This window comes from Vibrio aquaticus (assembly GCF_003970385.1).
In the GTDB taxonomy this organism is placed as follows: Bacteria; Pseudomonadota; Gammaproteobacteria; order Enterobacterales; family Vibrionaceae; genus Vibrio; species Vibrio aquaticus.
In genome coordinates this window covers 272,133-286,405 of sequence record NZ_RXZH01000003.1, presented here as the reverse complement: position 1 = coordinate 286,405, position 14,273 = coordinate 272,133, and the positions used below count along the sequence as shown (strand labels likewise).

At 45.7% G+C, this 14,273-nt stretch carries 11 protein-coding genes and 4 tRNA genes; 7 read left to right on the top strand and 8 right to left on the bottom strand.

Annotation, left to right across the window (positions count from 1 at the left end; translation table 11 throughout):
- Window positions 1–129: 129 nt before the first annotated feature.
- Together vexH and EJ063_RS10285 are read right to left on the bottom strand one after the other, a co-directional pair.
- A complete protein-coding gene (vexH, locus tag EJ063_RS10290; protein WP_126574193.1) occupies window positions 130–3,252 on the bottom strand; it encodes a vibriobactin export RND transporter permease subunit VexH in 3,123 nt (1,040 codons plus the stop codon).
- Window positions 3,252–4,322 (bottom strand): efflux RND transporter periplasmic adaptor subunit, encoded by a 1,071-nt coding sequence (locus EJ063_RS10285; RefSeq protein WP_126574192.1) that lies wholly within the window; start codon window positions 4,320–4,322, stop codon window positions 3,252–3,254. Before EJ063_RS10285 ends, vexH begins: the two co-directional genes overlap by 1 nt.
- Before the next feature lie 268 nt (window positions 4,323–4,590).
- Here EJ063_RS10285 and EJ063_RS10280 point away from each other — a divergent pair.
- The 4 genes from EJ063_RS10280 (at window position 4,591) to EJ063_RS10265 (ending at window position 5,188) form a co-directional block, all read left to right on the top strand.
- Window positions 4,591–4,675, top strand: a tRNA-Tyr gene (locus tag EJ063_RS10280).
- A gap of 87 nt (window positions 4,676–4,762) precedes the next feature.
- A tRNA-Tyr gene (locus EJ063_RS10275) sits at window positions 4,763–4,847 on the top strand.
- Between the two features lie 85 nt (window positions 4,848–4,932).
- Window positions 4,933–5,017 (top strand) — tRNA-Tyr (locus EJ063_RS10270).
- Window positions 5,018–5,103: 86 nt separating this feature from the next.
- A tRNA-Tyr gene (locus EJ063_RS10265) sits at window positions 5,104–5,188 on the top strand.
- A 143-nt stretch (window positions 5,189–5,331) separates the two neighbouring features.
- Here the strand turns inward: EJ063_RS10265 and treC are convergent.
- The 5 genes from treC to gmhB form a co-directional block, all read right to left on the bottom strand.
- Window positions 5,332–7,014 (bottom strand): alpha,alpha-phosphotrehalase, encoded by a 1,683-nt coding sequence (treC, locus tag EJ063_RS10260; protein ID WP_126574191.1) that lies wholly within the window; start codon window positions 7,012–7,014, stop codon window positions 5,332–5,334.
- 75 nt (window positions 7,015–7,089) lie between these two features.
- Window positions 7,090–8,514 carry a PTS trehalose transporter subunit IIBC gene (treB, locus tag EJ063_RS10255; RefSeq protein ID WP_126574190.1) on the bottom strand — a complete coding sequence of 475 codons (1,425 nt, stop codon included), beginning with the start codon at window positions 8,512–8,514 and terminating at the stop codon, window positions 7,090–7,092.
- A 224-nt stretch (window positions 8,515–8,738) separates the two neighbouring features.
- Window positions 8,739–9,686: a trehalose operon repressor TreR gene (gene treR / locus EJ063_RS10250; protein WP_126574189.1), complete on the bottom strand. Its 948-nt coding sequence runs from the start codon at window positions 9,684–9,686 to the stop codon at window positions 8,739–8,741.
- Window positions 9,687–9,749: 63 nt separating this feature from the next.
- Complete coding sequence (locus tag EJ063_RS10245) at window positions 9,750–10,094, bottom strand: MliC family protein (protein ID WP_126574188.1); 345 nt, start codon at window positions 10,092–10,094, stop codon at window positions 9,750–9,752.
- Between the two features lie 47 nt (window positions 10,095–10,141).
- A complete protein-coding gene (gene gmhB, locus EJ063_RS10240; protein ID WP_126574187.1) occupies window positions 10,142–10,693 on the bottom strand; it encodes a D-glycero-beta-D-manno-heptose 1,7-bisphosphate 7-phosphatase in 552 nt (183 codons plus the stop codon).
- Between the two features lie 259 nt (window positions 10,694–10,952).
- Here gmhB and metN point away from each other — a divergent pair, with 259 nt between their 5' ends.
- The 3 genes from metN to EJ063_RS10225 are packed head-to-tail and all read left to right on the top strand — an operon-like array spanning window position 10,953 to window position 13,508.
- Complete coding sequence (gene metN / locus EJ063_RS10235; RefSeq protein ID WP_126574186.1) at window positions 10,953–11,987, top strand: methionine ABC transporter ATP-binding protein MetN; 1,035 nt, start codon at window positions 10,953–10,955, stop codon at window positions 11,985–11,987.
- A complete protein-coding gene (locus EJ063_RS10230; protein WP_126574185.1) occupies window positions 11,977–12,654 on the top strand; it encodes a methionine ABC transporter permease in 678 nt (225 codons plus the stop codon). The genes metN and EJ063_RS10230 overlap by 11 nt, the downstream gene beginning before the upstream one ends.
- Window positions 12,655–12,698: 44 nt before the next feature.
- Entirely contained in the window at window positions 12,699–13,508 is an 810-nt protein-coding gene (locus EJ063_RS10225; RefSeq protein ID WP_126574184.1) for a MetQ/NlpA family lipoprotein, read from the top strand.
- A 76-nt stretch (window positions 13,509–13,584) separates the two neighbouring features.
- On the opposite strand, the gene EJ063_RS10220 is transcribed toward EJ063_RS10225, so the two are convergent.
- Window positions 13,585–14,109, bottom strand: coding sequence for a cytochrome b (locus tag EJ063_RS10220; protein WP_126574183.1), 525 nt, complete (start codon window positions 14,107–14,109; stop codon window positions 13,585–13,587).
- Between the last annotated feature and the right edge of the window lie 164 nt (window positions 14,110–14,273).

Here is a 14,273-nt window from a genome sequence, read left to right as displayed (position 1 = left end):
ACTTTCCACCGTCATCCCCGAGAACAAGGAACTTGTGAGTTGGGGATCTCTTAACGCTAATCGAATACTCGATGAGATTCCCTACTCTCTCCTTCGTCGCTCTATGGAATGACTCGTTGAACAACGCGATTAATTCAACTCACCATGAGAGGTTCGCGCTTTCACGTCATGACTGAGCTCTTTGTTCAATTCCGCTTCCACATGACCCGGTGATTGCGTGCTTGCTGAGATCAAACGGTACATCGCAGGAATTACAAACAGTGTAACTAAGGTCGCAAAAGCCATACCGAAGAAAATCACCGTACCAACCGCTACTCGGCTCTCATAGCCCGCACCCGTTGAGATAATCAAAGGGATTGCGCCCGCTAATGTCGTAAACGCAGTCATCATGATTGGTCTTAAGCGGCGAGCCGATGCATCGATGATCGCTTTCTCGAACTCAATACCGCGGTCACGCAGTTGATTGGCAAACTCTACAATTAAGATGCCGTTCTTGGTCACCATCCCAATCAACATGATCATACCAATCTGGCTGTAGATATTGAGACCTTGCCCCATGATGAACAGACCTAAGAAGCCACCAAATACCCCCATAGGTACGGTGAACATCACCACTAGCGGGTTAATAAAGCTTTCAAACTGCGCAGCGAGAACTAAGTAAGCCACCAACAAAGCCAATCCAAACACCACAAGAATGCTTGACTGGTTCTCTTTATAATCTTTTGACTCACCAGAATAACTCACGGACACATCACCCGGCAGCAATTCGATCGCTTGCTGATCAAGGTAATCAAGTGCCTCACCAAGCGTCGCGTCATCCGAAAGGTTCGCGGTGACAGTAATCGACTTCTGCTTGTTATAGTGAGATAAGCGAATAGATGAGGCCACTTCTTCAATCTTAGTCACCGCATCAAGCGTCACTAACTCACCAGAAGCCGTGCGCATGTAGATTTGGCTCAGATCAGCCGCGTTATTAAAGCTGTTCTCATCGCCACGCAAATACACATCGTACTCTTCACCACGCTCAACAAAGGTCGTTTCACTCTTACCACCGAGCATGATCTCTAGTGTGTCAGAGATATCTTGAACGCTAATCCCAAGCTCAGCTGCTCGCTGTTTATCTACCGAGACCACTAGCTCTGGTGTTTTCTCGGAGTAATCAATCTCAGCGCCCTCCATTAGTGGCGACTCTTCGGCCAGTAGTTTGAGTTTATCCGCCCACGTTTTTAGCTCTGGGTAATCACTCCCCCCCAACACAAACTGAACAGGTTCACTTGAACCACCACGGAAGCCTGGCATGAATGGGAAGACACGCACATCTGGAATGCCCGTTAGAGCTTTACGTACCTGTCCTAGCGCTTGCTGAGCCGTTACGTCACGGTCGTTCCAATCATCAAGGATCATGATAACGAAACCAGTTTGGTCGCCAGCATTACCACCAAACGCTGGTGATTGAATGCTGAATGATTTTAGGAAACCTTCGCCAAGCAGTGGCATTAAGCGTTCTTCAACAATGTCCATGTTGGCCGACATGCGGTTGTAACTGGTCGCATCGGCACCACGAACGAAGGCAAAGATAACCCCACGGTCTTCCGAAGGCGTCAACTGAGCGGGTACTTGCTTCATCAGCCCCCAACTACCGCCAATACATGCAAGGATGACCAGTGGCGCCGCCCATTTCCAGTTCAAGGCGCCTTGTAAGGTTTTACGGTAAGCCGACTCTAAATGACCAAACATACGATCAACAAACAGGTTAAATCGGTTCGGTTTTACGTTCGCTTTAAGCAGTTTGCTGCCCAATACTGGCGTCAACGTCAGCGCAATCAACGAAGAGAAGATCACCGACATTGCTAATAATACTGAAAACTCAGTAAACAGCAGACCAACCATGCCATCCATAAAGGAGATAGGCAGGAAGACCATCACAAGTACCAACGTAGTTGCGATTACCGCAAAGCCCACTTCTCTGGTCCCTTTGTAGGCCGCAAGAAGTGGCTTTTCACCTCGCTCAATGTGGTGGAAAATATTTTCAACCACCACGATGGCGTCATCGACCACCAGCCCAATCGATAAGATCAGAGCCATTAAGGTGATGAGGTTAATCGAGAAGCCAAAATAATAAGCCGCGATAAACGAAGAAATCAGCGATACTGGAACGGTTACTGCCGGAATTAAGGTCGCTCTGGCTTGACCAATAAAGATGTACAGTACCAAGATCACCAGGCCACCAGTGATGAAGAGTGTGCTGTATACCTCTGAAATTGAGCGCTCAATAAACACCGTAGAGTCATAGTCGATGGCTAAGCGCGTACCTTCCGGTAAGAATTTCTGAATATTCTCTACTTCGTGGTGAACAAGGTCTGCAACCTCAAGAGGGTTGGCGTCCGACTGAGGCACAATCCCCATACTAACGTTAACCACGCCATCGCTCTTAAAGGTCGAGTTTTCGTTTTCTGCACCGATGTAAACGTCGGCTACGTCACGCAAGTAAATCGGCGCATTGTCGCTAGCACGTTTCACCACCAAGTATTCAAAGTCTTCTGCTTGGTTATAACTGCGAGCGGTACGAACCGACATGACAATCTGGTCGTTACGAATCTCACCACCTGGGCTTTCGATGTTCTCACTGCGAAGTGCCGATGTAATGTCCGCCGTTGTAACACCACGACCTGCCATTTGCGCGGGTTTGAGCTTAACGTACATCACTTTGTACAAGCCGCCCGAAATGTCGACTGAGCTTACCCCTGATATCAAGCTGAAACGGTCCACCAGCACACGCTCGACATAATCGGTCAGCTGGGTGCGGTCCATCTCCGAAGAGCTTAAATTGATATACAGAGAAGCTTCGCCCGAACCATTGTTCTTAAAGACAATAGGATCATCCGCTTCATCAGGCAGAGAGCGCTGAGCACGAGCCACCGCATCACGCACATCACTGACCCCGGTATTGAGGTCATAGCCCAAATCAAAGGTGATGGTGATACGTGACATACTGTTTCGAGTGGTTGACGAGATTTCATCAATACCACTAATGCCCGAGAGCTGGTCCTCTAAAACCGAGGTTATCTGGCTTTCAATAATGGTCGCAGACGCACCTTCGTAGCGAGTACTGATTGAAACAACTGGGCTTTCGATGTCTGGCATTTCACGTACAGCTAACTTGCTGAACGAGACAATACCAAATACACAAAGTAGCAAGCTAAGAACGACCGCAGCGACCGGTCTCTTAACTGAAACGTCTGATAACAGCATTAGCTTGCCCCTTCTTGGCTCTTATCTACCGCTTTAGGGCGCGCGTCACTGCCAAGCTCTGTTACCGCGACGCCATCACGCATATTTACGATGCCTTGAACCACAATCTTGTCGCCGATGGTTAAGCCTTCTTCAATCACCACTGAGTTCTCAATACGAGCGCCTAAGATCACTTCGGTGCGCGTTGCCTTACCATCTTCGTTGATCACGTAGACGTAACGCTTAGTACCTGAATACTCCAAGGCTTGGACAGGAATGATCGGGGCTTTAATCGCAGGGAAATCCATATCAGCAGAAACAAGCATACCCGGTTTTAGCACCTGCTCTGGGTTAGGGAAATGAATCCGAACACGCAGATTTAAGGTTTCTTGATTAATACGAGAATCAATACCTACCACTTCGCCTTCAAATACTTGGCCTGACCAAGCTGCAGTCGTCGCGGTCACTTTCATCCCTTGAGAGAGTTGGGATAAGTAACGTTCAGGCACTTGCAGATCAAGTTGCATCACCGACAGGTTATCTAGGTTCAGCAGTTCTGAGCCAACGCTGACCATTTTGCCAAGGCTAAAGTCGATAAAACCGACCGTACCGGCGAATGGTGCGCTGATATGAAGATCTTTCAAGTTTGCATTGGCAGCATCCAAACGAGCCTGCGCAATATCGACACTCGTTTTCTGCGCATCAATTTCCGTTTGGGTAATCGCGTTACGCTTAACCAGGCGTTCAAACTCTTTCAGTTTACGTTGCTCATCTTTTAGGTAAGCCTTCGCTTCTTTGACCGCAGCACGGGCTTTATCGTCATTCAATTGAACTAAAAGTTGACCTTTTTGCACCACTTGGTTCGCTTTTACCGCAATGACTTCCACTTTGCCCGCCACTTCAGGAGAGATAATGACCGACTGCTCTGCATCAAGTTTTCCGACAAGTTCTAGAGACTGGGATACTTCATGAGTTTGAACTTGTTCAGTGACCACCGTAACGCTCGATGGCCCTTGTCTTTTTGCATAAGCTGTTGGTGTTGCTGCAATAATAGACAAAGAGAGCAAACTCAAAACAATTTTATTTTTCATGGTTAGTTTCTGCATAGAGTAGTTGAGCATATTGTATCCCTTTATACGGTTTTTGAACGTCAAGTAATGTAAAGAGCGCGAAATATTGTGTAAGTAAAACCGTTGATTGTTTGTGCTTTATGGTTAATTACTGCCGTCTTTGCCCAAAAAGGCACCATTCAATTCAAAATTATAAGAAAACGCTTTACAGCTTGAGCGAGTTTGCTATGATTCGCTCCGCACTTGAGAGATGAGTTGGGAAATCATCAATTAAGTATAAAAACACCCTGGAGGGGTTCCCGAGTGGCCAAAGGGATCAGACTGTAAATCTGCTGGCACTGCCTTCGATGGTTCGAATCCGTCCCCCTCCACCATATTTTCTCTAATGTTTATTTCCTTTAAAACGTTAGAACAGCTTGATTGTTGTGTTGGGAAAGCATCAGTTAAGGATAAAACACCCTGGAGGGGTTCCCGAGTGGCCAAAGGGATCAGACTGTAAATCTGCTGGCACTGCCTTCGATGGTTCGAATCCGTCCCCCTCCACCATATTTTCTAATACTTAACTGATTAAGATATTAGAACAGCTTGATTGACGTGTTGGGAAAACATCAATTAAGGATAAAAATACCCTGGAGGGGTTCCCGAGTGGCCAAAGGGATCAGACTGTAAATCTGCTGGCACTGCCTTCGATGGTTCGAATCCGTCCCCCTCCACCATATTCTCTAATGGCTTATTTGATTAAGATATTAGAACAGCTTGACTGAAGCGTTGGGAAAACATCAGTTAAGGATAAAAATACCCTGGAGGGGTTCCCGAGTGGCCAAAGGGATCAGACTGTAAATCTGCTGGCACTGCCTTCGATGGTTCGAATCCGTCCCCCTCCACCACATAAAGACGAAAGCCAACTCATTGAGTTGGCTTTTTTCGTTTCTGCTCTCCACAAATGATCCCTCATCCACAATAGCCATCCAGCAAGCTCCAGATATAAAAAAGCCCCGACCAAAGCCGAGGCACTAACTAACAGGGGGCGTTAGTTATTCAAAAGGATAATGCGAGTTTCGTATGGCCTTAGAACTTGATGCTGAGACACCTTTTCACTCGTTAGCTCATAATTACCTAAAATGTACTGCGCTTTATCGCAATCAAACCCTTCCGGAAGAACACATTCTGTTTCTTCACCGTAGTAGTTATTCAAACAGATCAGTGTCTGAGCCTCAGACTGACGCTGATAACCAAAGATGGCCTTATGTTCTGGGTAAAGATCTTCATAGCTGCCTGTTGTGATCACTTCAATCTCTTTACGAAGTTGAATCAGATTTTGATAGAAATAGAAGACCGAGCCCTCATCAGCCACGGCTTTTTCAGCGTTGATCTTTGGGTAATTGTTTGCCACTTCTAACCACGGCTGAGCTTTAGAAAATCCGGCATATTCTTCGCTGTTCCACTGCATTGGTGTGCGTGAGTTGTCACGAGACTTCTGCGCTAAGATAGCCATCATCTCTTCGTGGCTGACACCTTGCTGATTCACCATGATGTCGTACATATTGGTGCTTTCAACATCGCGGTACTGATCGATTGAAGTATAACCAGGATTGGTCATCCCGATCTCTTCACCTTGGTAGATATACGGAGTGCCTTGCATCATGTGCACAGACGCCCCTAGCATTTTCGCTGCTTCCACTCGGTACTCTTGATCGTTACCTAAACGGCTCACAACACGTGGCTGATCGTGGTTACACCAAAATAGAGCTCCCCACCCTTTGCCATTTAAGCCCGTTTGCCAATGGTTGAAAATTTGCTTGAGTTGAAGAAAATCAAACGGCGCTTTGGTCCACTTATCACCATTTGGGTAATCCACTTTTAGATGATGGAAGTTAAACACCATCGACAATTCTTTATTGTCTAGAGAAGAGTATTGTTGGCAATGCTCTAGTGTGGTTGAAGACATTTCCCCTACCGTCACGCTGCCATACTTTTGGAACACCGCTTCGCTGATCTCTTGCAGGTAGTCATGTACACGTGGACCATCGGTATAGAAACGGCGACCATCACCAATCTCATCGCTAGGGAAATCTTGCTGCTTAGAGATCAGGTTAATCACGTCTAAACGGAAACCATCAACACCTTTCTCTGCCCAAAAGCTGATCACTTCTTTTACTTCCGCACGAACGGTTGGGTTCTCCCAGTTTAGATCGGCCTGCTCTTTGGCGAACAAATGCAGGAAATATTGCCCCGTTTTGTCGTCCATTTCCCAAGCGCTGCCACCAAACTTTGATTGCCAGTTATTCGGCACATCACCTTCAACCGGATCTTTCCAAATGTAGTAATCACGGTAAGGGCTATTTTTGTCACCAAGTGCCGATTGAAACCATTTGTGCTCCGTCGAGGTATGATTCACGACGATATCCATGATGATTCGAATACCACGTTGGTGTGCCTCTGCAAGCAACTGGTCGAAATCTTCCATGGTGCCAAAGTCTGGGTTGATGGCGTAGTAGTCTGAAATATCGTAGCCATTGTCGATCATTGGCGACTCATAAACAGGCGTTAACCAAATCGCATCAATACCGAGCTTCTTTAGGTAATCCAGCTTAGAGATAATGCCTTGGATATCACCCGTCCCTTTACTGCCACTGTCGCAAAAGCTCTTTGGATAGATTTGATAGATAGACGCTGTTTTCCACCAATTCATCTCATTAACCATCGTTGTCATGACTCGACTCACTTACCAAAATAAAAATCGTTGAAAAGGGAGCGACAAACAGCCGCTCCAAACTAAAAGAGTTGATTAAGCGTTGGCTGGCTCTAGTTCGCCTTTAAGCTGAGCACGCTTGTAGAAAAACAGGGTTAATGCTGCTGGCAGTGCAATAGCAACCAACATCGCAATCGCAAAGATGCCCCAATATTGTGGTTGGATAGAGAGAATACCCGGAAGGCCACCGACACCAATACCGTTCGCCATCACACCCGCACTACCACAAACTGCTGCTGCAATTGCACTACCAATCATCGCGCTGAGCATAGGGAACTTGTATTTCAGGTTGATGCCGTACATCGCAGGTTCAGTCACACCTAGGTAAGCAGAAATCGCAGCCGGAACAGAAATATCACGTTCACCATGTTTTTTACTGATCAGAATGATACCGACAACCGCAGAGGCTTGAGCAATGTTTGACAGTGCGATTAATGGCCAGATTGGTGTGCCACCAAGCTCTTGCATTAGCTGTAGGTCAACGGCGTTGGTGGTGTGGTGAATACCAGTGATCACTAGTGGTGCGTATAGGAAACCAAACACCATTGAACCAATCACAGCAAAGTCGCCAGTCATTGCCGCTTTTGCCGCAAACGCTACGCCATCACCTAAAACACGACCAAATGGACCAATCAGAGAGTGTGCAAGCACAACCGATAAAATGATAGAGACAAAAGGAACAACCACTAGGTACAGATATGAAGGGACGATACGTTTAAGGTTGGTTTCAATAAACGCCAACGCGACACCAGCTAACATGGCTGGAATCACCTGAGCTTGATAACCGACCTTTTCAATCACGAACAGGCCAAAATCCCAAACTTCTGGTACTTGCTTACCAATTAAATACGCGTTCATCAATTGAGGAGACACCAAGGTCACACCGAGCGTAATACCCAGAATCGGTGTGCCACCGAGCTTTTTCACTGTAGACCAACATACGCCGACAGGTAGGAAGAAGAAAATCGCTTCACCAATCAGCCATAAGAAGCTATGGACGGTTGCCCAGAACTGACTGATTTCTGTCAGAGACTGACCATCAAACATCTTGATGTCGCCAATCACGTTGCGGAAACCCAGAATCAAACCACCAGTAATGATCGCAGGAAGCAACGGCACAAAGATTTCAGCTAAATGGGAAATACCGCGTTCAAGGATGTTCATGTTTTGACGAGCCGCTAACTTCGCGTCATCTTTTGAGGCTTCACTCTTACCCGACAGTTCAATCAACACTTTGTAGACTTCATCCACTTCCGTGCCAATCACTACTTGGAATTGGCCTGCATTGGTAAAGCAACCTTTAACAAGAGGCAAGGCTTCTAGCTGTTTTTCGTCGGCTTTATCAGTATCGTTCAATACAAAGCGAAGGCGCGTTAAACAGTGGCTTACGCTCGCGATATTGTCACGACCACCGACTAACTCTATCAGACGCTCAACCTCTTGTTTCGCAATCTTACTCATATCCATGTCCACCCTAATTGGATTCTCATTCATGTCTAAATCAATATCAGACGTTTAAACTAACGCGTTTTTACTGACTTAAATTTTCAGTTTTTTGTTATTTATGGGAACGTTCCCTTTTGTACTTATTATATTGTCAGATCTGATATTAGATAAAAATGGGAACAGTCCCATTAATTGAATGAGATCACAGTATAATTTTAAATCACTTTGGAAAGAATGGCTTATAGCGCGAGGGGGTCTTGCGTCAAATGAACTTGTTCTTGATCACCATTTATATGAGAGATCAACAAGTTAGCGGATTTTTCACCGGCAAGAGAATAACCAGGGTCGATACTGAACACCTTAGGGAAAAGAAAAGAAAGCAGTTCGTTGCCACCCACACCAGTCACCACTACATCTTCACGCTTAAGCTCTTGTAGACGTTTGATGACCCCTAACGCCAATGTATCACTGGCACACACAATCGCTTGAGTTTGTTCTGTGAGTACGTTATCCACCAATAAGTAGGCACTCTCATGGTTCAACTGGCCCGTCTCATAACTCGCGGTCATACCTTTGGCTTGGCACCAATCTAGGTACGCATCAAGGCGGAGTTTACCTGTGGTTTTATCACTTGGGTCAACGCCGATGAAAGCGATGTTCTCTAGCTGCTTCTGTTCAAGGAATTCAAGCGCTTTAACAATCACTTGCTTATTGTCATAGTTAATAGAGGAGACTTCATCCGTGTCCATCGCAATCACAACACTGCGGTTTTGCCAACTCGCTAGCTGACTAAGATCAAAGTCGCTAAAACCAAAGACTATCACCCCATCAACATTGCGCTTCTTAAGCACATCGAGATGCTCATTGGTTTTATCACGATCAAACTGACTCTCCATAATCACGACATCGTAGCCTGCGCCATAGAGGGTATTAAGCATGCTACTGACGGCTTTATTCTCCGACGGAGAGTCCAAACGAGAAATGATAACCCCGACCACTTTCTGACTTCCACCACGCATAGACTGCGCTGACTTGGATGGAACATAGCCTGACTCTTGGATCACACGTTCAACCTTCTCACGAGTAGCAGGTTTTACCTTAGGATCATTGGTTAGTACACGTGAAACCGTTGATTTCCCAACACCGGAAAGCTTGGCAATATCAAGAATAGTGAGTTTTTTGGTCATGATAACTCTATTGATCTATCAGCGATAGAAAGCCCAAAAGCCCTCTATCGTGACGAAAGATGATTATTGTGTTTGGCAGTTTTTGTAAACGACACGTCCAAGCTCTAATCGAGCTTCATTACCCTTAGTGAATAGCGTCACTGGGTTTAACGACTCTGATGTACCATCGTCAAGAATGTATTTAGCGCCTGATCCGGAACGTACTTGCGCCAACCGGTAATCATGCTCTGGCAAGCGAAGCAACGCTTTAGGTTCATTTGGCATGTAAGCCACTTTAAAGCTTTTATTATCTTGGCAAGAGTAATGTTTAAAATCACCCATGTATTCACTTTTAGGCTCAACGGCACTGTATGAACAACCCATCAGAGTAGCGGCAACGACAACCATTGCGAGTGAACGATACTTCATCAAAACCTCCAGACAATATAAAGGCCGCACATGGCGACCTAATAACATTATTTCGTTAGATAAGCAGGCACATCTGCGATGCTGTCTAACACCACAGAAGCAATTGCCTCGCCTTTTTCTGTGACAGGTTTACCGGTACGAACAAGAATCTTAGTACCGACACCTGCGGCTTCAGCTGCCATCATGTCTTCTGCTTTATCGCCGACCATGACAGAATTCGCCATATCTATTTTTAAGTAATCACGCGCCGAAAGAAACATACCAGGCTTTGGTTTACGACAATCACAGTCTTCTTTGTATTTACCTTGACCATGTTCTGCATGGTGAGGGCAATAATAGAAACCATCAAACTCCACGCCATTGTCAACAAAGTTCCAATCCATCCACTGAGTCAAATCTAGAAAACGATCTTCAGTAAACATGCCGCGGGCAATGCCAGATTGGTTAGTCACGAGTACAAGCTGATAGCCCATCTCTTTTAGCTTTTTAGCCGCTTCAAACACACCTTCGATAAACTCAAAGTCGTGTTCATCATGGACATAGCCATTGTCTACATTAATTACGCCATCACGATCTAAAAAGACTGCTGGTTTTGCCAAAATATGCTTCTCGTTATTTGCTTTATATAGGGAAGATTATACCCGAGTCGTTGCAATATGCCATCCTCGCAACAATGACTTAGACGTGCTTATTGCTACAACCTCTATCTAATGACAATTTGGTTAGTCATAAAATACGTTTAGACGTCTAGACGTAAAAATATCTATTGACACATTTCCTACAAAACCATAGCATCCTCTAGTAAATGAGATATAGTTCAAAATAATCTACTGCTCCAGTTCTGATAAGAGTTTATCGATGATTGAAATTAATCAAGTAAATAAGGTGTTCTTTCAAGGCAATAAGGAAATCAATGCCCTGATCGATATCAACCTACATATTCCTCAAGGAACAATCTTTGGTGTTATTGGCTCATCAGGAGCAGGGAAAAGTACGCTTATTCGTTGTGTAAACATGCTAGAAGCGCCAACGACGGGCTCTATCGTGGTTGATGGCGTTGATTTAACAACCCTGTCTAAATCGCAACTGAGTGAAGCACGCCGTAACATCGGTATGATCTTTCAGCACTTTAACCTTCTTTCGTCACGTACTGTGTTTGAAAATGTGGCACTTCCTTTAGAGTTAGCTGGCAAAGATAAAGAACAAATTGATACCAAAGTGACTGAGCTACTAAAGCTGGTTGGTTTGGCCGATAAACATGAAAGCTACCCTTCGAATCTAAGTGGTGGTCAGAAACAACGTGTTGCGATTGCTCGTGCTCTAGCGTCTGATCCGAAAGTGCTGCTGTGTGATGAAGCAACTAGCGCACTCGATCCAGCAACCACTCAATCTATCCTTGAGCTGCTGAAAGAGATCAACCGCAAGCTGAACATCACCATGCTGCTTATCACGCACGAAATGGACGTAGTAAAAAGCATTTGTCATGAAGTAGCCATCATCGGTGGTGGTGAGCTTGTAGAGAAAGGCACAGTGGGTGAAATCTTCGCGCATCCAAAAACGGAACTGGCGCATGAGTTTATTCGTTCAACACTCGACCTTTCTATCCCAGAAGACTACCAAGTACGTTTACAAGAGACTCGCGTAGACGGCAGCTATCCGCTGGTTCGTCTTGAGTTTACAGGGGCTACAGTAGACGCTCCGCTAATGACGCAAATTGCTCGCAAGTTCAACATTGATGTCAGCATTCTAAGCTCTGACCTTGATTACGCTGGCGGTGTTAAGTTCGGCATGATGGTCGCTGAACTGTTCGGTAATGAACAAGATGACAATGCAGCGATTGAGTTCCTGCGTGAACACAATGTAAAAGTAGAGGTGCTTGGTTATGTCCTTTAATGAAATTTCTCAATGGCTAAGCCTAAACAGCAACCTACTACTTGGTGCAACCTGGGAAACCCTTTACATGGTGGCCGTTGCCGGCATCGTCGGCTTCGCTGTCGGTATTCCGCTGGGTGTTATTCTGCATACGACTAAGAAAGGTGGCTTGCTAGAAAACACCAAGCTTAACGGTATTCTTGGTGCGATTGTCAACATCGGCCGTTCTGTGCCTTTCCTAGTCTTGATGGTTGCCATCATCCCGGTCACTAAGCTGTTAGTAGGTACGTTTATCGGCACAACCGCGGCCATCGTTCCACTTACGATTGGCGCAATCCCATTTGTGGCTCGCCTGATTGAAGGTGCGCTGTTGGAAGTTCCAACTGGTCTCGTTGAAGCGGCTCAATCTATGGGCGCAACCCCAATGCAGATCATTTCCAAGGTTCTGCTACCAGAAGCGATGCCAACGATTGTTAACTCAGTCACCATTACGCTAGTCACGCTCGTCAGCTACTCTGCCATGGCAGGAACCGTTGGCGGCGGTGGCTTAGGCGACGTTGCCATTCGTTACGGTTTCCACCGCTACGATGTAACCATCATGGCTGTAACCGTTGTGATGCTTATCGTACTGGTACAAATCATTCAATCTATCGGTGATGCGATCGTTCGTCGTGTTGATCACCGCTAGAAATAACAACAAATTTCACAGATTCAATTTATAAGGAGATAGTCATGAAATTCAGTCTTAAAGGTCTTTTGACAATTGCAGCAGCAGCGTCTGCGTTGGTTCTAGCAGGTTGTGGCGAAAAAGAAGCCGATACAAGCAAAGTAAAAGTTGGTGTAATGGCAGGTGCTGAAGCACAGGTTGCTGAAGTTGCAGCAAAAGTGGCTAAAGAGAAGTTCGGTCTAGACGTTGAGCTTGTTACTTTCACAGATTACGTAACGCCAAACGCAGCACTAGACGATGGTTCAATCGACATCAACGCATTCCAGCACAAGCCATACCTAGACCAACAAGTTGCTGACCGTGGTTACAAACTGGTTATCGCTGGTAACTCATTTGTTTACCCAATTGCTGGTTACTCTAAGCAAGTAAAAGCAGTTGATGAGATCCAAGAAGGCGCTCGTATTGCCGTACCAAACGATCCAACTAACCTAGGTCGTTCACTGCTTCTTCTTGAGCAACAAGGTCTGATTGAACTTCGTCAAGGCGTGGGTCTACTAGCAACCGTACGTGACATCGTAGGTAACCCTAAGAACATCACTATCGTTGAACTGGATGCTGCACAGCTTCCTCGTTCTCTTGATGACGTAGCTCTATCAATCATCAACACCACTTACGCGAGCTCTATCGACCTAACGCCACAGAAAGACGGCATCTTCGTTGAAGACAAAGAGTCTCCATATGTAAACCTAATCGTTGCACGTGAAGACAATGCACAAGCTGAAAACGTCGTTAACTTCGTTAAAGCTTACCAAACTGAAGAAGTGTACAGCGCAGCTTCAGACATCTTCAAAGGTGGCGTGGTTAAAGGTTGGTAATCACTGACTAGCGAACACAAACAACAAGGGCTGACGTTAACGCGTCAGCCCTTTTCTCATCCTTTCAAATTCGTCTTTACTTACCGAACATACGGCTCAGAGTGCCATCTTTATCAATAAGTTGATGTTTCAATGCAGCACCAACGTGCAGTAGTAATGCGACTATGATGAGATTGACGCTCAACCCATGCACCGCTCCACCAGCATTTGCTAACCATTCAATTTTTTCACCTGCCGTCAGTAACTCTATCCCAAAGACCTCAATCGCTCGACCGCCTCCGTAACTCATGGCAATACCCGAAATAGGCATAGCTAACGTCGTAACTAGCAAGAACAAGTGAATCGCTTTCGCGCCTAGCTCTTGGGTTTTCGTCAGCTTCGCAACACTCGATAGTTGCCCTTCGAATAATCGCCAAGCTAATCGTGCAACAGCAAAAGTAAGTACGATGATTCCAAGTGACTTGTGAATGCCTAGAAGCTCCCCCTTCTCTGGGCTTCTAGGTAACCCTTCAAGATAATACCCTAAAGCAAATACAGCGATAAAAGTCAGCCCTGTTAGCCAGTGTAATAAGATGGTTTGCTTCGATAGTGATTTGCTCATAATGACATGCTCTAGCCGTTAGCGTATTTAATGCCGTAATTATCATTCCAGCTTGTGTAAAGTTCTAGTGAACGAAGCGTAAAGAAACGTAAAAAGAAACATCCCGTTCGACAGACATAAAAAAACCAGAGCCGAAGCTCTGGTTTCTGTTCTCGTATTGCCTA